16 protein-coding genes are annotated in these 22,833 nt (G+C 60.5%); 14 read left to right on the top strand and 2 right to left on the bottom strand.

All coding sequences use genetic code 11. The features are described 5' to 3' along the window. The first annotated feature begins 57 nt into the window (after positions 1-57). From recN to chrA, 6 genes are all read left to right on the top strand, one after another. Entirely contained in the window at positions 58-1,716 is a 1,659-nt protein-coding gene (gene recN / locus FNU76_RS23615; protein ID WP_144280477.1) for a DNA repair protein RecN, read from the top strand. A 101-nt stretch (positions 1,717-1,817) separates the two neighbouring features. Next, positions 1,818-2,819: an ABC transporter substrate-binding protein gene (locus FNU76_RS23610; protein WP_179958271.1), complete on the top strand. Its 1,002-nt coding sequence runs from the start codon at positions 1,818-1,820 to the stop codon at positions 2,817-2,819. Between the two features lie 12 nt (positions 2,820-2,831). Beyond that, positions 2,832-3,311: a tRNA adenosine(34) deaminase TadA gene (gene tadA, locus FNU76_RS23605; protein WP_144280475.1), complete on the top strand. Its 480-nt coding sequence runs from the start codon at positions 2,832-2,834 to the stop codon at positions 3,309-3,311. 44 nt (positions 3,312-3,355) lie between these two features. Continuing rightward, the gene (locus tag FNU76_RS23600; protein ID WP_144280474.1) at positions 3,356-4,294 is read left to right on the top strand and encodes a GNAT family N-acetyltransferase; all 939 of its coding nucleotides are present in this window, start codon (positions 3,356-3,358) and stop codon (positions 4,292-4,294) included. A gap of 80 nt (positions 4,295-4,374) precedes the next feature. Continuing rightward, a complete protein-coding gene (gene pyk, locus FNU76_RS23595) occupies positions 4,375-5,790 on the top strand; it encodes a pyruvate kinase (protein WP_144280473.1) in 1,416 nt (471 codons plus the stop codon). Positions 5,791-5,809: 19 nt separating this feature from the next. Further along, a complete protein-coding gene (gene chrA, locus FNU76_RS23590) occupies positions 5,810-7,015 on the top strand; it encodes a chromate efflux transporter (protein ID WP_144280472.1) in 1,206 nt (401 codons plus the stop codon). A gap of 10 nt (positions 7,016-7,025) precedes the next feature. Here chrA and FNU76_RS23585 read toward each other — a convergent pair whose 3' ends face one another. Continuing rightward, positions 7,026-8,411, bottom strand: a complete 1,386-nt coding sequence (locus tag FNU76_RS23585) for a heavy metal sensor histidine kinase (protein WP_144280471.1) — start codon at positions 8,409-8,411, stop codon at positions 7,026-7,028. After that, positions 8,408-9,079 carry a heavy metal response regulator transcription factor gene (locus FNU76_RS23580; RefSeq protein ID WP_144280470.1) on the bottom strand — a complete coding sequence of 224 codons (672 nt, stop codon included), beginning with the start codon at positions 9,077-9,079 and terminating at the stop codon, positions 8,408-8,410. Before FNU76_RS23580 ends, FNU76_RS23585 begins: the two co-directional genes overlap by 4 nt. A gap of 144 nt (positions 9,080-9,223) precedes the next feature. Here FNU76_RS23580 and FNU76_RS23575 point away from each other — a divergent pair, with 144 nt between their 5' ends. The 8 genes from FNU76_RS23575 to FNU76_RS23535 all read left to right on the top strand — a co-directional run bounded on the left by FNU76_RS23575 (position 9,224) and on the right by FNU76_RS23535 (position 22,800). Then, the gene (locus FNU76_RS23575; protein WP_144280469.1) at positions 9,224-10,651 is read left to right on the top strand and encodes a TolC family protein; all 1,428 of its coding nucleotides are present in this window, start codon (positions 9,224-9,226) and stop codon (positions 10,649-10,651) included. A 16-nt stretch (positions 10,652-10,667) separates the two neighbouring features. Continuing rightward, on the top strand, positions 10,668-12,038 hold the full coding sequence (locus FNU76_RS23570) for a multicopper oxidase family protein (protein ID WP_144280468.1): 1,371 nt from the start codon (positions 10,668-10,670) through the stop codon (positions 12,036-12,038). Between the two features lie 22 nt (positions 12,039-12,060). Next, positions 12,061-12,558, top strand: coding sequence for a cupredoxin domain-containing protein (locus FNU76_RS23565; RefSeq protein ID WP_223879163.1), 498 nt, complete (start codon positions 12,061-12,063; stop codon positions 12,556-12,558). Between the two features lie 20 nt (positions 12,559-12,578). Next, positions 12,579-12,908 (top strand): copper-binding protein, encoded by a 330-nt coding sequence (locus FNU76_RS23560; protein ID WP_223879162.1) that lies wholly within the window; start codon positions 12,579-12,581, stop codon positions 12,906-12,908. A gap of 1,270 nt (positions 12,909-14,178) precedes the next feature. After that, entirely contained in the window at positions 14,179-14,388 is a 210-nt protein-coding gene (locus FNU76_RS23550) for a phosphoribulokinase (RefSeq protein ID WP_144280466.1), read from the top strand. 69 nt (positions 14,389-14,457) lie between these two features. Continuing rightward, positions 14,458-17,937 (top strand): hypothetical protein, encoded by a 3,480-nt coding sequence (locus tag FNU76_RS23545; protein ID WP_144280465.1) that lies wholly within the window; start codon positions 14,458-14,460, stop codon positions 17,935-17,937. Next, the gene (locus FNU76_RS23540; protein WP_144280464.1) at positions 17,906-21,607 is read left to right on the top strand and encodes a DEAD/DEAH box helicase; all 3,702 of its coding nucleotides are present in this window, start codon (positions 17,906-17,908) and stop codon (positions 21,605-21,607) included. Before FNU76_RS23545 ends, FNU76_RS23540 begins: the two co-directional genes overlap by 32 nt. A 21-nt stretch (positions 21,608-21,628) precedes the next feature. After that, positions 21,629-22,800, top strand: a protein-coding gene (locus FNU76_RS23535) for an IS3 family transposase (protein WP_444542064.1) whose coding sequence is annotated in 2 segments (ribosomal slippage) — positions 21,629-21,896 and positions 21,896-22,800 — 1,173 coding nt in all. Because the reading frame shifts where the segments join, the coding sequence is not laid out codon by codon here. Positions 22,801-22,833: the final 33 nt, after the last annotated feature.

Below are 22,833 nucleotides of genomic sequence, written 5' to 3'. Positions count from 1 at the left end.
TGCCGCCGTCCGATCCGGTTTTCCGCCTTCCCCACCAAGAGCCCTTGCCATTTCACCATGCTGCTGTCCCTACACCTGCGCGATTTTGTCATTGTCGATGAACTGGAACTGGCCTTTGCCGGCGGCTTTACCGTACTGACCGGTGAAACGGGGGCGGGGAAATCCATCCTGATCGACGCACTTTCGCTCTTGCTGGGCGCCCGCGCCGAGGCCGGCGTGGTGCGTCATGGCGCCGAGAAGGCCGATCTCTCGGCCGCATTCGATCTGACCGGACGGGGTGAGCTGCTGCAGCGCTTGCACGAATATGATCTGGAAGGCGACGAAAACAGCCTGCTGCTGCGCCGTACCATCGATGCCGGCGGCCGTTCCCGTGCGTTCGTCAATGGCCAGCCCGCCACCTTGGCGCAGTTGAAGGAGGTCGGCGAATATCTGGTCGATATCCATGGCCAGCACGCCCACCAATCGCTGATGCGTAGCGAAGCGCAGCGGAATCTGCTGGATGCCTATGCCGGCCAGACCGAGCAGGCCGGCAGCGTGCGGCAGGCATTTACGCTATGGAAGAAAGCCGAAGAAAAGCTGCTGTCCGCCAGCAAGCATGCCGGCGAGTTCGCCGTGGAGCGCGAGCGCCTGCAATGGCAGATCGAGGAGATCGCCACGCTCAAGATCCTGCCTGGCGAATGGCAGGACCTGCAGAACGAACATAGCCGATTGAACCACGCCGCCAGCCTGATCGAGGGTGGGCAGAGCGCCTTGGAGGCGCTGGCGGACGGCGAACCCAATGTGCAGTCCCTGCTGGCGGTGGTGCATTCCCGCCTGGCGGACCTGGCCGGTGTCGATCCCGCCTTGGCCGAAACGGTCGAGTTGTTGGGTGCGGTCGATGCCAATCTATCCGAGGCCGTACACGCCTTGCGCCATTACGCCGAGCGGGTGGAACTCGATCCGGCCAGGCTGGCCGAGTTGGAACGGCGCATGGACGATATCTATCGGCTGGCGCGCAAATACCGTATCGAACCGGAGCAGTTGGCGGACAAGCTGGCCGCCTGGCAGGCCCGCCTGGATGAACTCGGCGGCGGCGAGGGTCTGGAAGGATTGGAAGCGTCCGCCCGACAGGCGGAGCAGGCCTACCGCCGCGTAGCCGAGCAGTTGGGCAAGGCCCGGCGGCTGAGCGCCGGAAAACTGGGCAAGGCGGTCAGTATTGAAATGCAGAGCATGGCGATGGCCGGCAGTCGTTTCGAGATTGCCTTGCAAGCTGTGGAAACACCCGCTGCATTCGGCCTTGAACAGGTGGAGTTCCAGGTCGCGCCGCACGCGAGCGCACCAGTCCGCTCGCTGGCCAAGGTGGCCTCCGGTGGTGAGTTGTCCCGCATCAGCCTGGCCTTGCAAGTGGTGACCAGCCAGGTTGCCGAAGTCCCTACGCTGATATTCGACGAAGTGGACGTGGGCATCGGCGGCCGCGTGGCGGAAATCGTCGGCAAGCTGCTGAAGAAGCTGGGAGAGCGGCATCAGGTGTTGTGTATTACCCACTTGCCGCAAGTGGCGGCCAGCGCCGACCATCAGTTCCAGGTCAGCAAGCAGCAGACGCGCGACGCAGTGCTGAGCCGGATCGCCCAGCTCGACGGTGCCGCACGGATCGAAGAGATCGCCCGCATGCTGGGCGGCGTGGATATTACCGATACGACCCGGCGGCATGCGGCGGAATTATTGGGGGCGGAGTAGCGGTCGGCGCTGCCTTGCAGGCGCGACCAAGAGAATAAACGTGCCGGTCCGGCTTGGGCTGCCCGGTGCAAATGCCGCAGAGCGAGATAGAGGGAATGGGTATGCCGCAATTGATTGGATGCTGCCGGGCAGCCATGCTGGGCCTGTTGCTGTTGGGGACGACGGCCCATGCCGCCGCGCTGCGGGTGGGTTACTTGCCGAATATCGGCTTTGCCCCGCTCGATATCGCCGAGAGCAAGGGCTATTGGAAGGAGCTGGGCGTACAGGTCCAACTGGTGCCCTTCGCGGATAGCCATAGCCAGATGAAGGCGCTGGCCGAGGGCAATATCGATGTTGCGGGCGATCTCACCGCCAATTTCGTCGGTTGGGCCATGGAAGGGGCGCCGATCAAATTGACGGCGGAAACCCATACCTCCAACGGCAGTGTCAAAATCCTGCTGAAATCCGGCCTGGAAGTGACGCGGCTCAATGGCCAGGCCCTGGGTGTAGGCGAAAAACAGGTAGGACAGCTATTCCTGGTGTCGCGCTACCTCAGCGCCAATGGCCGGCAATTGAGCGATTTCAAAATTCAGGAAAGCACCCCGGAAAAACTGACCGCCAATTTCGGCAAGGGACAGTTGCCCATCGTGGTGTTGCCCGATCCGCAAGCCCTATTTATCTATCGGACTGCCGGTGCAGTGATCGGGGCCGACAGTGCAACCTATCCAGGCCTGGTGACGGAGGGGTTCGCCGCCAACAACAAGTCGCTCGTCAGTATTCCCGATGAGCAATGGATACGCTTTTATCGTGGCTGGATCAAGGCCGTGGCGGTCTTGCGCGGCGGCAATATGAAGTGGTCCGAATTCCGTGGCGGTCTCGACAGCGTGGTCTACCAGGGCTTCCTGGTGGAAGGCGAGGCATCGACCATGGGTGCGCTGGCCAGCATCAAGTTCCCTAATAATGCCGAGGCGCTCAAGCGGCACGGCAATCTGGGCGGCCTGGAATACCATGTACGGGCTGTCCTGCGCTTTATGCGCGAAGCCGGCCTCAGCAAGACCGAGCCGGAAGCAAGAAGCCTGATTCAATCCACCGCTTTTGAGCGAGCGCTGGCTGCCTCGAAGTAAGTTGTATTTGCGATGACCGATCCCGATTTTTTTATGCGGCTGGCCTTGCGGCAGGCGCAGCAAGCCGCCGATAACGGCGAAGTACCGGTCGGTGCGGTGTTGGTACGGGACGGGCAGGTGCTCGCACAGAGTTGCAATGCCCCCATCGGCCTGCACGACCCCTCGGCGCACGCAGAAATGCGCGCCCTGCGCGCCGCCGCCGAGCTGGTGGGCAACTACCGTCTGCCCGGCTGCGAACTCTATGTCACGCTGGAGCCATGCGCCATGTGCGCGGGTGCGATCATGCATGCGCGTTTGGCACGGGTAGTTTATGCCGCCGCCGATCCCAAGACCGGCGCTGCCGGTAGCGTCATCGATCTGTTCGGCTATCCTCAGCTTAATCACCATACCGTCGTACAAGGCGGCGTGCTGGCCGATGAGTCCAGCCAACTGCTGCGCGATTTCTTTGCAGCCAGGCGCAGCGCCGCCAAGCTGCGGAAACTGGCCGGCTGACCGTGCCAGTCGTTAAAGTTAAAAGATTCAACCCGGGTTAAGCCATGCCGCTATCCATCCAGATCGATCTCGCCAGCCAATCGCTCAGCCTGTACGACGGCGCCAGCCAGTTATTGCGCCGCTATCCGATCTCCAGCGCCAAGCTGGGCGCCGGTGAGGAAAGCGGTAGTTTTCGCACGCCGCGCGGCCGCCATATCATCCGGGCCAAGATAGGCGCGGGGCAGCCGCTGAATGCGGTGTTCGTGGCGCGCCGGCCTACCGGTGAGATCTGGACTCCCGCACTGCACGCCCAGCTGCCGGAGCGGGACTGGATATTGACGCGCATACTTTGGTTGAGCGGCACACAAGCAAAGTTCAATCGCTTTGGCCGGGTGGATAGCCAGCGGCGCTTTATCTATCTGCACGGCAGCCATGGCGAAGCGGTGTTCGGCCAGCCTGGTTCGCACGGCTGTGTGCGGATGCAGCCGGACGATCTGCTGGAATTATTCGATCTCGTCGAAACGGGATGCGAGGTCTTTATACTGGAAGATGCCGCCGCGCCCGTCAGCGCGGAGGAGTTGGTCATTCGCGCCTTGCCCGACCATTTGGCGCGAGCGGCTTATCAGGTACGGGAAGCGGTATTCCAGGGCGAGCTGGGTGTGCCGCCGCAGTTCGAGCGGGACAGTCGCGATGCCGACGCCATCCATCTGGTGGCCTGGGACCGGTGGGGCAGGGCGGTTGCCTGTGCCCGCCTGCTGCCGGACGGCAGCCTGGGCCGGGTGGCGGTCGTGCCGGATTGGCGTGGCCGTGGCGCCGGTAGCCGTTTGGTGGCGGCTGCGCTGGCGGAGGCACGTCGCCTTGGTTGGACCGATGTGCGCCTGGCGGCGGAAGCGAACGCGGTGGGATTCTGGCGCAAATCGGGATTCGTGACGGAAGGCGAAACTTTCGTCGAAGCGGGGATCGTGCATCAGCGTATGGTGAGTAGGCTAGTGTCGCCAGATTGATACGACCTTCAAAGCATTTGGCCTGTATTATTACTACATAAAAAACACGGCAATCCACCCAAGTCTCGGAGTGTTACAACATGCAACGCAGTACCAAGATCGTCGCCACCCTGGGCCCCGCCACCAATGAGCCGGAGATACTGACCCGTTTGATCGCCGCAGGCGTCAACGTGGTCCGCCTGAACTTTTCCCACGGCAAGGCCGACGACCATGTCGCCCGCGCCAAGATGGTGCGCGATGCCGCCGAGCGTCTGGGGATGCCGGTCGCCATCATGGTCGATCTGCAAGGACCCAAGATCCGGGTCGGCAAATTCGAACACGGCTCGGTCACCCTGGACCCGGGCCAGCCGTTTATATTGGATGCGGCCTGCGAGTTGGGCAACGAGCAGCAGGTCGGCCTGGACTACAAGGAACTCCCGCGCGATGTCAGTGCCGGCAGTATCCTGCTGCTCGATGATGGCCGTATCGTGCTGGACGTGGAAAGCGTGCAGGGCAGCGCCATCTTGACGCGGGTGCGGGTCGGTGGCGTGCTGAGCAACAACAAGGGCATCAATCGCCAAGGGGGCGGCCTGTCTGCCCCGGCCTTGACCGCCAAGGACATGGACGACATCAAGGTCGCTGCCCGCCTGGAGGCCGACTATGTAGCGGTTTCCTTCCCCAAGAACGGTGCCGATATGTATATGGCCCGTACGCTATTGCAGGCGGCCGGCAGCAAGGCCCAGGTGGTGGCCAAGATCGAACGGACCGAGGCGATCACCAACCTGGAAGAATTGATCGAGGCATCGGATGCCATCATGGTGGCGCGCGGCGATTTGGCGGTCGAAGTGGGCGATGCCGCCGTGCCCGCCTTGCAAAAGCGCATGATCCGGCTGGCGCGCGACAAGAACAAGTTGACCATCACCGCCACGCAGATGATGGAATCGATGATCAGCAGCCCGGTACCCACCCGCGCGGAAGTCAGCGACGTGGCCAACGCCGTGCTGGATGGTACCGACGCGGTCATGCTGTCGGCCGAAACCGCCGCCGGCAAATATCCGCTCGAAACCGTCGAAGCCATGTCGCGGGTCTGCCTGGAAGCCGAGAAATCTTCCGATTACCAGCTTAATACCGCGCTGTTGGGCCGCGAATTCGTCCGGGTGGACCAGGCCGTCGCCATGGCCGCCCTGTTCACGGCAAGCCATCTCAAGGTCAAAGCCATCGTCGCACTGACCCAGACCGGTGCTACGCCCTTGTGGATCAGCCGGGTCAACTGCGGGGTGCCCATCTACGCCATGACGCCTGAGTTGAGCACCTATCGCCGGCTATGTCTGTTCCGCGATGTCTATCCCATGGCGCTGGCGCACGATGCCGAACAGAAGTCGCTGCTGGCTTCGGCCGAACGCATGCTGCTGCAACAGGGCCTGGTCCTGCCCGGCGATCTGATCGTGGTGACCGTGGGCGATACCGCCGGGCAGATCGGCGGCACCAATACCATGAAGATCATGCGGGTGGCGTAACGACAATCGGGACGCGACCATGATCGGCTGCACCAAGGCTGACCGCAGCCCTTGGGCTATTTTCCTGGTCTTTCTCCGACTGGGCCTGACCTCTTTCGGCGGCCCGATTGCCCATCTGGGCTACTTCCGCGATGAATTCGTGACGCGGCGGAGGTGGTTGAGCGAGCGCAGCTATGCGGAATTGGTCGCGCTCTGCCAGTTCCTGCCCGGGCCAGCCAGCAGCCAGGTGGGGATCGCGCTCGGGCTGTCCCGATCCGGCTACGCTGGGGCGCTGGCCGCGTGGACGGGCTTCACGCTACCGTCGGCGATTGCCCTGCTCCTGTTTGCGCTAGGCATGGCCAGGTACGGCGAGACGATGCCGTCCGGCCTGCTGCACGGCTTGAAGGTGGTGGCGGTTGCGGTGGTGGCCCAGGCGGTATGGGGGATGGCGCGCAATTTATGTACGGATACGCCGCGCATCACGATCATGGTGGCTGCGTGCTGCTTTGTCTTACTGGTGCCGTCAGCCTGGGGCCAGGTAGCGGTAATCGCGGCCGCGGCAGTGCTTGGCCTCTTGCTGTTCAAGCCCCGGCAAGCCGCAGCGCATGACCCTTTGCCGATCGTGGTCAGCCGTCGAGTTGGCCTGTGCGCGTTGCTGCTGTTTTTTGCGCTGTTGATTGGACTGCCTCTTCTGTCCGCCTTGTTCCCGAGCCGGACATTGTCGATGGTGGATATTTTCTACCGGGCCGGGTCGCTGGTATTTGGTGGCGGGCATGTCGTGCTACCCATGCTGCAAGCCGAGGTCGTGCCTACCGGCTGGGTCGGCAAGGAATCCTTTTTGGCGGGCTACGGTGCCGCACAAGCCGTGCCTGGTCCCCTGTTCACCTTTGCGGCATTTCTCGGGGCGTCGATGACCGTCGCCCCTTCCGGCTGGTTCGGTGGCCTGATCTGCCTGTTGGCGATCTTCGCGCCATCCTTCCTGCTGGTCGCGGGGGCATTGCCGTTCTGGGCGGGCCTGCGCGGAAGCGTCCGCGCGCAAGCGGCGCTCTCAGGCGTCAATGCTGCCGTGGTCGGCCTGCTGCTGGCGGCCCTCTATCAGCCTGTATGGACCAGCGCGATTCACGCGCCGCACGATTTTGGCTTGGCCCTTGTGGCGCTGCTTGCGCTGATGTGCTGGAAGCTGCCGCCGTGGCTGGTCGTGGTGGGCTGTGGCGCCGTGGGCTGGTTGTCGGGCGCGGTGCGGTAATGACAGCGGGTCAGTGCGGAAAATGCACGCAGAACAGGATCGCCCCGCGCTCCAGTTTTACCGAAACCTTGCCTTTATGGAGCCGCACGATGGAATCGACGATGGCGAGGCCAAGCCCCACGCCGTCCGTGTCCCGCTGGCTGTCGGGATTGCCGCGGGTAAAGCGGGCAAACAGGTGAAGCAGATCCCCTTGTACCATCTGGCCGACCGGATTGCTTACTGTCAGTTCACGCCGATCCGGATCGTTGCGGAGCGTCAGCTGGATCGCGGCGCCGGCGGGCGAGTAGCGGACCGCATTGGATAGCAGGTTGGTCAGCACCCTGCGCAGCATAAGCCGGTCCCCCGGAACCGTCAGTTCGCCGTGGATCTTGATGGACTGCGCCTTCTCCGAGGCAGCCAGCTCGAAATATTCCACGACACTTTCCGCCTCCTGGCGAAGGTCGACGGCCCCCTGCGCCAGCGTGAGCAAGCCACGATCCGCCCGCGCGACGAATAGCATATCGGTCACCATGCGTTGCATGCGTTCGAGCTCTTCGAGATTGGAGTGCAGGGCTTCGACATAGCTTTGCACATCCCTGTCGCGACTAAGCGTGACCTGGGTTTGCAGCATCAGATTGTTAAGGGGCGTGCGCAGTTCATGGGCAATATCGGCGGAGAACTGCTCCAGGCTGCGAAAGCTGCTGTTCAGGCGCGAAAGCATGCCGTTCAGGCTCTCCACCAACCCGCGTACTTCCGTCGGTGCTTGCGCGACATCGAGCGGCGCGCCGAGCCGGTCGGCGGTCAGCTGTCCGGCCTGCTTCGCCAACAGGCCCAGCGGCAACAGGCTGCGGCGGGTGACCAGATAGGCCACCATGCCGCTGAGCATCACCCCTAATAGTCCGGCCAGCATGGCGACATCACGGTGTTGCCGAAGCAGCCGCTGCGAATCCGTGATATCGACGGCGACGTAGACGTCCACCTCGGCTGGGCTGATGCCGGGCCAACGATGCGCAATGCGCCGCACCCACCATTCCTCGTCGCCGATGCGGAATGTCTCGATGCGATCAGCCGCCGGCAGCGCGGAGGTGGCCAGGCGATTGGCGATGACCGCGCTGGGCCGCAAGAGCCAGATGCCACCTGTCCGTATACCCAGGCTGAGGTGGGGATGGCCTACCTTGATCTCGGCGATCTTGGCCGCGTGCGTGGCAAGTTGTTCGGGACGTGCAATCCCCATGAGGATATGGCGGACGACCTTGGCCTTGCCGTCGATTTCCGCCCGGTCACGCGCTTCCACCTGCATGGCCAGCGCGTGATACAGCGTATAGCCCACTCCCAGCAAGATAAGGGCCGAGCCCAGCGTGAACAGGCCCACCAGATGGAAGGCGACGCTGTCGGTATCCATCCATCCGCGCTTCACGGGCGCGACTCCAATACATAGCCGAAACCTCGCACGGTGTGGAGCAGCGGCGTATCGAACGGTTCATCGATCTTGGCGCGCAAGCGGCGGATGGCGACTTCGACCACATTGGTGTCGCTGTCGAAATTCATGTCCCATACCTGCTCGGCAATCACGGTGCGTGATAACACTTCACCCTGCCGGCATAGAAACAGCAAGAGCAGCGCGTACTCCTTGGCGGTCAGGTCGATACGCTTGCCGGCACGCTCAACCCGGCGCCGCAGCAGCTGCAGCTGCAAATCGCCCAGGGTGATGGTATCCCTCTCCTGCTGCATGCCTCTGCGCAGCAGTACATGGATGCGGGCAAGCAACTCGGAAAACGCGAAGGGCTTGATCAGATAATCATCCGCGCCGAGCTCCAGGCCGCGCACCCGGTCCTCAACGCGGTCGCGCGCGGTCAGGAAGAGCACGGGCATGCCGTGCTGCTGGCGGATACGCTTGATGACTCCCCAGCCATCCAGCCCCGGCAGGCCGACATCCAGAATCACCAGGTCGTATTCGGTCACCCCGACCTGATGCACCACATCCAGGCCGTTGCGCAGCCAGTCCACCACCAGCCCATTTTCGCCCAAGCCTTTGACCAGATATTCTCCAGCGTGTGTTTCATCTTCCGCCAGCAATATGCGCATGCTTCCCATCCTCCATTTCCGGTCATCGTAAGGTGCTTGGCGCGAAAAATCCGCTTTCTGACAGTTTTGTAATGTATTTGTCAGCTTGCTGTTGGTGCGAGCTGCCTAAAGTGGGAGGTATTGAATATAGGAGTTGCCGAAGCCATGAAGCGCAAGGCCTTTTCCCTGCATCCGTTCAAACGTGCCGGCTTGGCATTGGCCATCGCCGGTTTGGCGGGCTGTGCCGCCAGCAATCCGGATTCGGCTATCGACGAGCTGAACCAGCGTCTCGTTGCCCATGGTGGCCAGCCGGTTCGGTACGTGCGTAGCCCGGCAGACGAGCAAGCGCGAGCCGACATCGTCCGGCAGCGGTTGTCCCAACCGGTCGATATGGCCGGCGCGGTCGAACTGGCCATGGTCAACAATCGGTCGGTTCAAAGCAGCCTGGCCGAACTGGGGGTTTCCCAGGCCGAACTGGCGCAGGCGACACGCATCGAGAACCCGGCGTTCTCCTTTGCCCGCGTCACAAGCGGCGATGCGGTCGAGTACGAGCGGGCTTTCAAGATCGATATCCTCGGGGTGCTGTTTATCCCCTGGCGGCAGGAAATTGCTTCCCGTCAGCTGGAGCGCACCAAGCTGCAGGCAGCCGGGGATATCGCACGGATTGCCCTTGAAGCGCGCAAGGCCTGGATAAATGCGGTGGCTGCCGGTCAGGCGGCCCGCTACCTGGCCGACGTCAACGAGGCTGCGGAGGCGAGCGCCTTGCTGGCCAAGCGCATGCTGGAAGCCGGCAACTTCAGCAGGCTGGCCCATGCCCGCGAACAGGTCTATTACGCCGACGCCACGGCCCAGCTGGCACATGCCCGGCAGGCGGCTGTCGAGGCGCGGGAGCGGCTGATCAGGCTGCTGGGCCTGTCCGGTCAGGACGCCCAGCGCTTGACGCTGCCGGCCAGGCTCCCCGATTTACCCGCCAGCCCGCGTGACTTCGCGGATTCGGTGCAGCAGGCGGCCAGCCGGCGCCATGATCTGCAGCGGGCGAAATTCGAGCTGGATGGCTTGTCCAGGTCGCTGGGTCTAACGCGGACGACCCGTTTTATCAATGCCCTCGAAACGTCCTACCTGCGCAACAGCGACAAGGAGGGGCACCGCGCACGCGGCTACGAGCTGGAACTGCGGATCCCCCTGTTCGACTGGGGCGATGCCAAGGTCGCCCGGGCGGAGGCGGTCTATCTGAGTGCCGTCAACAAGGCTGCCGAGATCGGCATCCATGCCGAGTCGGAGCTGCGCGGCAGCTACCACGGCTATCGCACCCACTACGACCTGGCCAAGCATTATCGCGATCAGGTCGTACCGCTGCGCAAGACCATCGCCGAGGAAAACCTGCTGCGCTACAACGGCATGCTGATCGGCGTGTTCGAACTGCTGGCCGACGCGCGCGAGCAGGTCGGCAGCGTGAATGCCTACCTGGAAGCGCTGCGCGCCTTCTGGGAGGCCGATGCCAATCTGGCCATGGCCGAGACGGCGGGCAGCCCGCCGGAATCCGGCGGCACGGCCACCGCCATATCGTCCGCCCCGGCCTCGGCCGGACATTGATGCACCGAGGAACCCAATGACGAATCGACGCGATTTCCTGCAATGCGCCGCCGCCGGCCTGCTCGGCGCCGCCACCGTATCGCGGGCCGGTGCAGCCGGCTTGCCGGAGGCGGCCACCCGGTCCAGCGCGGACATGCAGCCTCCGCAGCACCCGCAAAGCGGCCGCCCCTACCAGCCGGTGGCAACGCTCAATGGCTGGACCCTGCCGTGGCGTATGAAGAACGGCTGGAAAGAATTCCACCTGGTCGCCGAACCCGTGGTGCGCGAAATCGCTCCCGGCATGAAGGCCAGGCTGTGGGGCTACAACGGCCAGAGCCCGGGCCCGACGATTGAATGCGTGGAGGGTGACAAGGTCCGCATTTTCGTTACCAACAAGCTGCCCGAGCACACCACGGTCCACTGGCACGGCATCCTGCTGCCCAATGGCATGGATGGCGTGGGCGGCCTCAACCAACCACAGATCAAGCCGGGCAAGACCTTCGTCTACGAATTCGAAATGACCAAGTCCGGCACCTTTATGTACCACCCGCATGCCGACGAGATGACCCAGATGGCCATGGGTATGATGGGCTTCCTGGTGGTTCATCCGAAGAATCCGGATTTCATGCGGGTCGACCGGGACTATGTGTTCCTGATCAACGCCTATGACATCGACCCTGGCAGCTATACGCCGAAAATCAACACGATGACCGACTTCAACCTGTGGACCTGGAACAGCCGGGCCTTCCCCGGCATCGACTCCCTGGTGGCGCGCACCAATGAACGCGTACGCATCCGTATCGGCAATCTGACCATGACCAACCATCCCATCCACCTGCATGGGGTGAACTTCGAAGTCACCTGCACCGATGGCGGCTGGGTACCCAGATCGGCCCGCTGGCCCGAGGTGACCACCGATGTGGCGGTAGGCCAGATGCGGGCCATCGAGTTCGTCGCCAACCGGCCCGGCGACTGGGCATTCCATTGCCACAAATCGCACCACACGATGAATGCCATGGGCCACGATGTACCCACCATGATCGGCGTCGATCACCGGGGCATCGTCGACAAGATCCAGAAGCTGGTGCCCGACTACATGGTCATGGGGGACCGCGGCATGGCGGACATGGGGGAAATGGAGATGCCCCTGCCGGACAATACGCTGCCGATGATGACCGGCATGGGGCAGTTCGGCCCCATCGAGATGGGCGGGATGTTCACCACCTTCAAAGTGCGCGACAAGCTCCAACCCGGCGATTACAAGGATCCCGGCCCCTACCAATACCCCAAGGGAACCGTGGCTTACGAGTGGACCGGCGAGCTCGCCGAACCCACCCGCGCCAGCACCGCCAAGGCGGACGACAAGACCGTCACCGTTATCAAACCCAGTGGCCACGGTGGCCATTGAACTTACCCAGTCGGAGCAAACCGTGAAATCCCTATCTGCCTTACTGTTGGCCGCAAGCTTTCTGCCAGTCCCGGCCTGGGCACATGGCGGCGAAGAACATGACAAGAAAATGAAGGCAGCCATCTCGGACGACCAGCATGACTTCGGCCGGGAAGGCGACCCGAAGCAGGTCCGCCGCACGATCCAGATCAGCATGGACGACACCATGCGCTACAGCCCCGACAAATTGACCGTGAAACAGGGCGAAACCATCCGCCTGGTGCTCACCAACAAGGGCAAGCTTATGCATGAACTGGTCCTCGGTTCCGCGCGGAAACTCCAGGAGCACGCCGAGGTCATGAAGAAGTTTCCGGACATGGAACACGACGAACCCTATATGGCGCACGTTCCTCCGGCCAAACAGCAGGTGATCAACTGGCAATTCAATCAACCCGGCGAGTTCCTGTTCGGTTGCCTGATTCCTGGCCACTTCGAGGCAGGCATGGTTGGCCGCATCACCGTCGTACCCAGCAAGCCATGAAAACTCAGGAGAGCATTACCATGATCAAGCCCATCTTTGTCGCCGCGCTACTGATGACCGGTGCCGCCATTGCTTCGGGCGACGCTCCCGCGCTCGCAACAGGCGCGTCTGCCACCCAGGCCTTGACCGATGGCGAGGTCAGGAAAGTCGATCCGGAACAGAAAAAGATCACCATCAAGCATGGTGAGATCGCAAACTTGGGTATGCCGCCGATGACGATGGTGTTCAAGGTGAGCGACCCTGCGCTACTCGCTTCGGCAAAGCCCGGCGACAAGATACGCTTCAGCGTGGAGAAGCGGGCCGAGGGGTTTGTGGTGACCAGCATCCAGCCCGCCGATGCGGCGCAATGAGGGGCAGGTGGCGGCCAGCAGGCTGTGGGCGTTGTCCAGGCCGCGTCCATTGCTGGCCGCGATGCCGAAGCTGGCGGTGACGGCCAGGGCGGGTTCCAGCGGGTTGGGTTTGGATTCGATCCGGCCCCGCAGCATCTCGGCCAAGGAAAGGTAGCAGCGCCATTGGCCGTGCTACGAGGTCAATTGGACCCAACACCAGAAAATTCGAATGCTTGTTGTAGGTCGGCGATAAGATCTTGGGGGTTTTCCAGACCGATATTTAAACGTACCAAACGGCCACCATAGTTGTAGCGACTTGCGTTTGAAACCAGTCCGGCTCGCTTTGGATGCAATTGCCAGCTCAGACTAGATGCTACTGATCAATGGTCTAAACTCACACCGCTGCAAACGAGCTTGCATTCAGTCGTCTCAGCTTGCATTGCACCGCAGCCGGCACAGGCTATTTGCAAATGATTTAGCAGTGCTGTAGCGCGTCGGGCCAATGGTTCGCCAGGCTGTCTTTGGACACATGCCAAAGCAAGAAGGACGTAGGTGCATCCATGAAATTGCTCCCCGCAAAGAGGGTACCTAGTTCAGCGCATTTGCAGTACCTTGAGCTCAAAGCCATGCATCATTTGCTCGGGCATATTGGGCACGGCCGCATCGGGTCATTGCCGGTGTCTGCTTATACTTCCAGCTAGAGACGTTCCTGAAGAATTCCGAGTGCAACTGTTCCCCCGCAGTCGGTAGCATCCCTTGGCGCTTGCTGGAACACAATCAGCAGGAGCGCAAGCTCCACGTATGCGAAATGGCACAGATCGATGCTGTCGTCGTCTTCAGCTATGACGCAAAGACCAAGCGCACGGACATACAATGGAAGGCGTACTTCGAGCACCCTCAATTCGCCCGCCCTGAGGGGCAACAGAGGGTTGTATTGCATATCCAAGTCAAGGAAGAGGCCGGCCGACACGAGTTATCAGCATACCGCTTCAGGTGCTCATGGTCGGCTATGGCGATGTAGCCGAGGGCCATCAGGGTTACGCGCACAGCATCGTCTTCATGGATCATGACGAGGGTGTCCTAGACGAGGTTTTCTACATTGGAATAACCAGCCGCAATTGGCTGGTCCGCATGGAGGAGCACCTTGCGGAAATTCGCGGGGGTAGCAATAAACGCTTCCATGCCGCGTGGCGAGCCTATGCGGGTAACTCCAACGTGATGTTGTCCTCCGAGCTGATCGTGCTAAACCACACCTTTCAGGGGATTATGGACTGGGAAGAAGAGCAGGTGGATGCCCGCCGAAGTGGTCGAGAACGTGCTGTCGCGCCAGATCGACGACCTGGAACCGACGCTGACTCGGCATGGCTATCGCATCAAAGACCTCGTGGAACAGTTCGACGCCAAGACTGCTGAGGTTAGGGCGTTGTTCAACAACACACTGGACCCCGTACGAGCGACAGAGCTGCGAGAGAAGATGTTGCGGGCTGGGTTGCCGATATGATCGACCAACGTTGTCAAATTGCCAAAACTGTGTATTTGGCGGCTTGTTTGCTTTGGTTAGGAATAAGAAATGCCTATCCAATCTTCAGATGAAGTCCGTCTCTGGCTATGGCTCTCCCAGTCAGAGAAGTCGGTTTTGATAGCGATCCGGAAAAGTGACATCCCTTTCTTGGGGTTGCTGGGGGAGACGCTGACTACGGAGATGCGCCAAGCGATGGACAAGGCGATTGGCGAAGAGCCGACTGTGAAAGGATACGTCCATCGCCTTGAAAAATTCCCCGCTTTGTTTGCGGTCAATCTGGCATGGCATGTGATGCGCGGGATGGGACAAAGCGGGCGTTTTTCACTTTATCCGCACATTCAAACAGCTTTGCGTCTGAATGTGGAACCTGGTCAGGCTGAACGCGAGCGGCTTTGGCAGGCCTTCCGTCGGGCATTGCTGCATCTTGGTCTTGAGCCATCGTCACGCATGTCCGGCCCGCACTACATGGCAAATGAGTATCTCCGTCAAGCCGGGGTGCCTCTTCCCTTCGTGGACGATCTGGCACAGAGGATGTTGTCATTCGCCCGCAGGGTCGGCTTGCCGGACGACGATGATCCCGAAGCCATCGGCAGTTGGCAAGCTGCTCTAGATGCGAAGTTGGACCTGCCGTTTAGTCAGACAGCGCGCAAGGCGCTGGAATTTGATCGGTTCGGGTTCTATACGCGCGTCTTCTTGAGGGTGCATGCCGCGGGCGGGCAGCCACAGGGCCAGACCAACCAGCTCGAAGTGGCAATGGCAAAAGCGTTCAAAAATGGCGAGGCATCCACATTGCGCCGCGCCACACTGCCACGCGTGGTCTTCCATAGTGGTTATTTGGGTGTGTTCTTTCCCGGAGGCGAAGAGCAGGAATGGACGGTGGATGTGGATGGCGCCACCCGGCAATACCGCACCGGAGCCGAGGATCGATTTCTCCTCATTAGCCAGTCTCTTCCGCGCCTACTGTCGGTACACGGCCATTCTGGTGGGCAAAAATTGCTAGCCTCCTTGTGGGATGACTGCAAAACCAACCGGCTACTCTTATTTTCTGACACCGGGCGTCTGGCAGGCCGTGGTCAACTTGCGCAGCCGGAGCCTCTAACGCTGCCGCCTGGTGCCTATACAGCGCTGGCTCGTTTCGAACCCACTGGATTGGATACCGAAGAGATTTCGGATGATCCGCGATTGGTTTCCTTTTCACTACTTCTGCGGCCTGGCGAACACTGCGTCATCAGCAACGGACCAGCGCAGCTGCACGTACACGCGGACAGCCAACCCTTGGCCCGTTGGCTAGGCGATCTCCATGCTAGCAAGGAAGGTATGGAGTTCCGTCACGGCGCGCTCGATCTGGTGGTGGAAATGCCTGCCGACTGGCTGACCACAACTGCACGCTATGAGCTCACGCTGCTGCCCGGCGACAGAGGTGAAGCACGGGTAGTCTCGCTCGACCTGGATTCGGCGGGCCAGGACACGGTGAGCATATCCGGCCAGGCTTTGCACGCAGGTTGGAAGCCCGGCCTAATGCACATCTTAGTTGAGCTGCGACGCGCTGGAGAACCACGGGTGCTGCTACGCTGTGCCAGTCTGTACTGGCTAGGCTTGAAGGAGATCAGGCAGGGGATGCGCTTCCGCTGCACATCCTGGCCCGAAAACCTGAGACTCGAGTTTAGCGAGAACGTGGAGCGAAGCGGCGATGACTTGATACTCAGAAACAGCAACGCGCGCGTCGTGCGACTGGTTTTTGCCTTAGGCGAAAAACGCCAACAAAGCCTGACTTGGAACGTGCCCGGCATATTTGTGGAGGTGGAGGACGTAGCCGAGGGAGGGATAGGCAACCGCCTCCGACGAACCTTAGGTAGTACGGAAGTTGTCTCCCTTACCTCCACCAAACAGATCGTGGTCATCGCCAGCGACGACGGCATTCTGCGCCTTGGAGAATGGTCGGAGCGGGTGGGTTTCGCTCACCGAGCTACTAAGGTGCTGCCCGCCACCTTCTTGGCAAGCCGCCTTACGCCGCAGTCTCACACGCTGGTTTATGTGAACGAGAACACCGGCGTGGAACACGCTCTGCTGCGGCTGGCGCAACCTCATGCGGTCAGCCGATTCTCGGCCCAGGTGCAAAGCGGTCAATTCGTTATGGGATTTCATGTATCGGAGCACTTGGAGGCGCTGTCGGTACACGCTACGGCACTGTTGTCCGGAGACGACGATCTCTTCAAGTTGCACGCCAACGCGGGTGAGTGGACAAACACTCGCTTTGGACGCGCCAGGCTCATGGTGTTGGACGGAAAAGAAGGCGGCCATGATGCGCAGCTTTATATCAACCTGAGCTTCTGGCCAGCTGGGGCCTGGTTATTCAAGCTGGATGGTCAGATAAGGGGCGTGTGGGGACATCTGGAGAATAGTCGTCAGGATGTATTCGCCGCCGGTTTACTGTTAGGCAACGGCGGCCAAATTCTGGTCCAGAAGGAATGGCTGGGTTTGGTGAACGGACTAGAGGATTTGCCCGCGTGTCGGCTGCTGCAGCGGGTCCATGTCGCCCTGCTAGTTTGCTATGCACAAGAGGCTTGGGATAACTTAACCTGGTTGGCCGCCACCTGGAAGGCATTGACTGAACGATGGCGGGGGCGGGAAGCACAAGTGCTCACTCCGCTTGCCGACCTGGCTGCCATGCCGCCGCCGGAGGAGACGTCGGCGAGTTGGCTACCCCAGCTTGTGATTACGGCGGCATTGCCTGGGTTGTTCGCTCTACCGGCGCAGGAATACAGACGGGTGCATGAAAAGCCGCATCCACTCTCGCGTGCGCTACGGGCGATGGGGGGCATATATGAGCAGTGGCCGATGCTGTTCCCTGATCTCCTTCACTTTGCCCCGGCAGCCGGTTGCGCCAATTTTGCGGCTATCTCTAGCCAGGGATCCGCGCCCAAAGGGTTCGACCCGCAACGATATGTAAACGCCATGTGTGGCGTGCCCGAACTGGGATATGTCTACCAGATCAGCGACGATGCTTTCCTGCCGGGACCTAAGGACTATTTGGGACCATTGCACTACCGCCATGCCTGGCGTGCGCTGGAAGTAGCCTACGAGCGTACGCTGGTGGGCAATGACATCTGGCGAGGGCAAGGAATCGGGCTGGCCCAACACGCTCACCGGATGATGCCTACCCTTGGGGAACGTGGTGTTCCACTCGCCTGGCGTGGTCAAGCTCCACATCTCACTCCTTGGCCAGCCTGCCCCGATGAAGTCGTTGACGACCAGGTCCTTCAGGAACGGGAAAATCTGGGAAATATCGCCCACCTCCTTGCTGGCCTTGCCTTCGCTTGTCGTCAGGAGGCGCGCCAGCCCGGTGCCTTACAGCGTCACCTGAACCAGCTTGACAGCGCCGATATCCCACTCGACAAGCCGCTGGCTTTCCTGCTTCAGATTGGCGAAGCGTTGTTCGCCTACTACCTGCTTTTGTGGGAACTGGTCCTAACAGCTGACTACAGAGAGAAAGATCATGAACGAGTCCAATCCAATTGCCCTCGTTGAGGAACTCAAGTTGGTACTTGGGCGCTACATTGCCACGGCTCTGCCGATTAGCCGCCGCTACCCGCTGCTGGCTGAGCGCTTTCGTACGGAATTGTCGAAACAGTGTCTGGTAGACGGACCGTACGTGGAAGCGCTCCCGGATTTTGAGAAGGGGGCGAGCCTAGCGGAACTGACCCAAGGCCAGGGCGGCTTTCTGCACGATGCCCTTGCGGCGCTCCCCACCGCAAGCCGGCAATTGCATTTGCATCAACAGCGTGCTTTGGAACACGCTGCGCGGGACGGTAAGAGCCTGCTGGTTGCCACGGGTACCGGCAGCGGTAAAACCGAGACTTTTCTGTACCCGATCGCTCATATGCTGCTCACTGATCCAGAACCCGACAAACCAGGTGTGCGGGCCTTGCTCATCTACCCTATGAACGCGCTGGCCAACGACCAGCTGTATTACCGTATCGCCCCGCTGTTCGGGCACCATCTGAAAGACCGTGGTATCACTTTCGGGCGCTATACCAGCCAAGTGAAGGCGAATACCCAGCGTAGCGTGGAAGAAAATCGTCTTCGCCACAATCCTAAGCTCATGCGTGCCTTGGACAACCACATCCCGGCCAATTGGATGCTCACGCGCGAGGAGATGCTGAACGATCCGCCCAAGGTGCTGATCACCAACTACGCGATGCTCGAGCATCTGCTCTTGCTGCCGCGCAATGCACCGTTGTTTTCCGCTAACGCCTTGCGCTGCATTGTGTTGGATGAAATTCACACCTACAGCGGGGCGCAGGCGACCGAGGTGGCCTTTCTGCTGCGCAAGCTCAAGAACCGGCTAGGAATCGAAGTTCCATTGCAAGTCTTCGGTACCAGTGCCAGCCTGGCCGAGGGCACGGATGCGGACGCAAAGCTCAAGGCCTTCGCCGGAGACCTCTTCGCCGAGGAGATACATGTGGTGGTGCGCGGCAAGCGCATCGTGCATGACCGTTTACGGCAGACCGTGGCGCCTGTGTTTTCTCTATCCGTAGTGGAGTGGATCAAGATGGGAGGGGTGCTAGAAGATGTGTCCCGTACCCATGATGCGAATCGTCAGACGAACACCTGGAACGACCGCCTAGCAGTCAACAATCTGGATCGGCCCGAAATTTTGGTGGAGTCAGGCCTACCCCTAGGCACCTTCCTAGAAGCGTGCTTTGCCGCCAATCGGGAAATACGACTTGTCGCCGAGTCGCTGGATCAGGCCGGAGTCAAGGACTTCCGCGCACTGGCACGGCTGGTATTCGATTCCGATTCCCCATCCCCTTCGGATTCCTTCAGCGACAATGAGCGCTATCAGGCGCTCAGCGCGGTGATCCGCATGGGTATGTTGGCGCGGACGGACGAGGAGAGTTTCCCACTACTGCCCGGGCGCTATCACATCGCCGTCAACAGCATCGAAGGCATAGCCGTGCGCCCCGATGGAGAGGGTGAGGGATGGCGCGACATCAAGACAGCTCGTCACCACCACGACCATCAAGCCGGCTATTTCTACCCGTTGATGGTCTGTCGCAAATGTGGCCAGCCTTATCTGGAAGCTTTTGAAGAAGCGGATCACCTACATCCGCGTCGACCTGACCAGGGCGAAAGTCGTGCTGAGCGACGGGTGTATTGGCTAGGGAAACCTTCCGATCATGTGGATGATGAGGCGGACGAGGGCGAGGAGGCAGTGACCTCGCCATACGTCACCTGGCTCAATCCCGTAACCGGTACCTTGGCTGCTGGCGAAGGGGCGATACCGCTGTTTGCCATCCAGACCGAACACGATGAAGAAGAAAAGGCCTGGTACGTGCGCAAGTGTCCGGCATGTGGCGGTCGCGCCAGCGGTGCGGAGGCGGAAGTCATCACCCGAATGCATCCTGGCAACGAGGCCTTGGGCAGCGTGGTAACACAACGTGTGTTGGAAGCCCTTCCGGGTGCCGAGATTGACCACCATGATCCGCGCCCGGCCCAGGGGCGTAACCTACTCAGCTTCTCGGATAACCGTCAGGACGCTGCGTTTTTCGCGCCGTATTTCGAGCGCACCGCCGCCGAACTAGCCTTGCGCAGCGCTATCCGTCAGGTTTTGAAGGAGCGTGACCAACCCTTAGATGCGCGGCAGTTGGCTGAGCAGGTTTGCCAGCATTGGCAACGCGACGGACGTCAACCCATCTTGCTGGATGCCAATGGCGATATCCGAATCGACCGTCAAGATATGATCAACCTATTGTTAGGTGCAATCGGTGCGGAATTCTGTACCCCTGCTGGTCGGCGAAATTCCTTGGAAGCCCTTGGCGTGGTGCGTGTCACTTTTGAGCCCAACCGGGTCGAGTTGCTGCGCCAGAAGGTGCAAGGCTTCTGGCCAGCGGAGTTACCTACGAATGAAGCCAGCGTGGATGCTTTGATCCACTTTCTTCTGGAAAACATCCGGCGGGAAAAGGCCTTGGCCATGTTCTATGGCGTCGACCTGAGGAATGAATTCATTTGGGGGCACTATAACCAGCATCGCAGTTTCGACATTGAAGGCGGTGACGACAACGTAAGGTTTAAATGGCTTCCGGCACCGAAGCGACATAACCGGCGCACCTGGTATCTAGTTGAGCAGTTGCGCCTACCTCGCGACCAAGCCCTTGAATTCCTGCGCCGGTTTTGGGAAGCCATGGTCAATCCTACGATCGCCATAGTGAGGGAGCACAACCCCGGTTTCGCCTTAGATGGAGAAGGCATCCGCATTGCCTCCGGTGAGCAGCAGCCGCTATACATGTGTAAGAGCTGTGGCCTGCGTCAGTCGCATGCGTTGAACGAGCGTTGCACTGCGTTCCACTGCCGTGGCGAGGTGGAAGAGATTTGCATGGCGGAGCGCGAAGTAATGCGCGCTCGCAATCATTACCTCGTGTCCTACGAGGAACCCAACCATGTCACTGTGCGGGCGCGGGAACACACTGCTTCCCTATCGACAGACTTACGCGAGTCCATCGAGAAGGATTTCGCGGAAGGCCGAATCAATGTCCTGTCCTGTACCACGACGATGGAGATGGGGGTAGACCTGGGCGACCTGGAAGCGGTGGTGAATCTCAATGTGCCGCCGGGCATCGCCAATTACCAGCAGCGCACTGGTCGCGCTGGGCGCCGCGCCCAGGCGGCTCCGTTCTGTGTGACGGTGGCACGCAATACCAACTATGACCAATCCGTTTTCCGCGATTTCAGCGGCTACCTCGCGTCGTCGCCCGGCACACCGTTCATTCATCTGGACAATCCGGACCTGTTTTGGCGCCACCAGCAGTCGATTATGCTGGCGCATTTCCTGCGCCGGAAAATCACCGATCACGACATCAATGCCCCCTCGCTGAAACACCTGTTCGGCAAGGCTTTTGGAGAGGAAGCGCTAAGCGCATTCACCGACGAACTCATGCAGTGGATGGAAAGCGAAGAAGGCGCCCGTGCGACACAGGAAGCCGAAGCCTTGCGCAACCGGCTGCCGCTAAAGCTTCGCGCGATCGGAGCAAGCGGCGCTGATCTCATGCAACGGTTTGTGGGTAATTTGCGAGAATTCGCAGCAGAAGTCAGCGAACGTTGGGTGCGATACCAAGAGAGAATAGAGGCCGCTGCTCAGTTGAGCCACAAGAAAGCTGAGCTTGGGTGTGGATTTCGGATACCAACCGTAGCCGGGTAAACTGGTCTACAGAGGTTCCGAATGTACAAAATTCCACGACAAAGCTACACCACCGAATTCAAGCAAGAAGCCGTCCGCCTGGTCGAAGTCGAAGGCAAGACCCCTGCTCAAGTAGCGCGCGACTTGGGCATATCCGAGCAGACGCTTGCCAACTGGCGCAAGGCCCACAAGGCCGGGAAGATGGCGACAGGTTCCGGCAAGCCCGTCACACCAGAGCAAATGGAATTGTCACGCCTGCGTGCCGAGAATTCCCGCCTGAAGATGGAGCTCGAAATTCTGGAAAAAGCCACGGCGTATTTCGCGAAAAAGTCGCAGTGAAGTACGCCGTGATTGACCAGATGCGCAAACACTATCCCTTGCAGTCGCTCTGCAAAGTGCTGTCCGTCAGCACGAGCGGCTTCGCCGATTGGCAGGCCTGTGGTGGCCCGACCCACTGGCTTTCTGACATGCAGTTGCTTGCGCTGATTCGTAGCGTGCATGCTGAATGCCAGGGGGCTTATGGTTCACCGCGCATCTTCCAGGAACTCAAATCCCGAGGGCATCCAGTCAGCAAAACCCGCATCCAGCGCTTGATGCAAAAACACGGCATTCGTGCGCGCCACAAGCGGCGTTATAAAGCGACAACCAACAGTAAGCACTCCCTACCGTTTGCATCCAACGTGCTGGATCGACAGTTCAGCACGAGGGCACCGGACACCGTGTGGAATGCGGACATTACCTACATTCCCACCCGCGAGGGCTGGCTGTATCTGGCGGTCGTCATGGATCTGCACACGCGGGCCATCGTCGGGTGGGCCATGGACGAGCGAATGACACGGGAGCTGGTCATCCGTGCCCTGCAAATGGCGCGTTTCCGACGCAAACCGAAGCCAGGACTACTTCATCATTCCGACCGAGGTAGCCAATACTGCAGCCATGATTACCGAGCCCTGTTGGCGGAGTACGGCATGCAAGCGTCGATGAGCCGGAAGGGCAATTGCTGGGACAACGCGCCGATGGAAAGCTTCTTCAATAGCTTGAAGAACGAGCGCGTCTTCCATCGAAGCTACGTGACGCGTATTGAAGCGCGCAAGGACCTCTTTGATTACATCGAGGTGTTTTACAATCGCAAACGGCGCCATTCGTCCATTGGCTATCAAACTCCGGCGCAGCGATACGCTGAGTCGATGGCAGAGCAGAAAATGGCAGCTTAGTTGCTACGTTGGTATCCGGAAACCGCGCCCAAC

This window comes from Chitinimonas arctica (assembly GCF_007431345.1).
GTDB lineage: Bacteria > Pseudomonadota > Gammaproteobacteria > Burkholderiales > Chitinimonadaceae > Chitinimonas > Chitinimonas arctica.
This window is presented reverse-complemented; position numbering and strand designations above follow the sequence as displayed.

Bases quoted from the DNA above. Each gene is read 5' to 3' on its own strand.
- tadA (WP_144280475.1), top strand. From the start codon at position 2,832: ATGACCGATCCCGATTTTTTTATGCGGCTGGCCTTGCGGCAGGCGCAG.
- FNU76_RS23610 (WP_179958271.1), top strand. From the start codon at position 1,818: ATGCCGCAATTGATTGGATGCTGCCGGGCAGCCATGCTGGGCCTGTTG.
- FNU76_RS23575 (WP_144280469.1), top strand. From the start codon at position 9,224: ATGAAGCGCAAGGCCTTTTCCCTGCATCCGTTCAAACGTGCCGGCTTG.
- FNU76_RS23540 (WP_144280464.1), top strand. From the start codon at position 17,906: ATGAACGAGTCCAATCCAATTGCCCTCGTTGAGGAACTCAAGTTGGTA.
- chrA (WP_144280472.1), top strand. From the start codon at position 5,810: ATGATCGGCTGCACCAAGGCTGACCGCAGCCCTTGGGCTATTTTCCTG.
- FNU76_RS23545 (WP_144280465.1), top strand. From the start codon at position 14,458: ATGCCTATCCAATCTTCAGATGAAGTCCGTCTCTGGCTATGGCTCTCC.
- FNU76_RS23550 (WP_144280466.1), top strand. From the start codon at position 14,179: ATGCCCGCCGAAGTGGTCGAGAACGTGCTGTCGCGCCAGATCGACGAC.
- FNU76_RS23560 (WP_223879162.1), top strand. From the start codon at position 12,579: ATGATCAAGCCCATCTTTGTCGCCGCGCTACTGATGACCGGTGCCGCC.
- FNU76_RS23600 (WP_144280474.1), top strand. From the start codon at position 3,356: ATGCCGCTATCCATCCAGATCGATCTCGCCAGCCAATCGCTCAGCCTG.
- FNU76_RS23570 (WP_144280468.1), top strand. From the start codon at position 10,668: ATGACGAATCGACGCGATTTCCTGCAATGCGCCGCCGCCGGCCTGCTC.
- recN (WP_144280477.1), top strand. From the start codon at position 58: ATGCTGCTGTCCCTACACCTGCGCGATTTTGTCATTGTCGATGAACTG.
- pyk (WP_144280473.1), top strand. From the start codon at position 4,375: ATGCAACGCAGTACCAAGATCGTCGCCACCCTGGGCCCCGCCACCAAT.
- FNU76_RS23580 (WP_144280470.1), bottom strand. From the start codon at position 9,079: ATGCGCATATTGCTGGCGGAAGATGAAACACACGCTGGAGAATATCTG.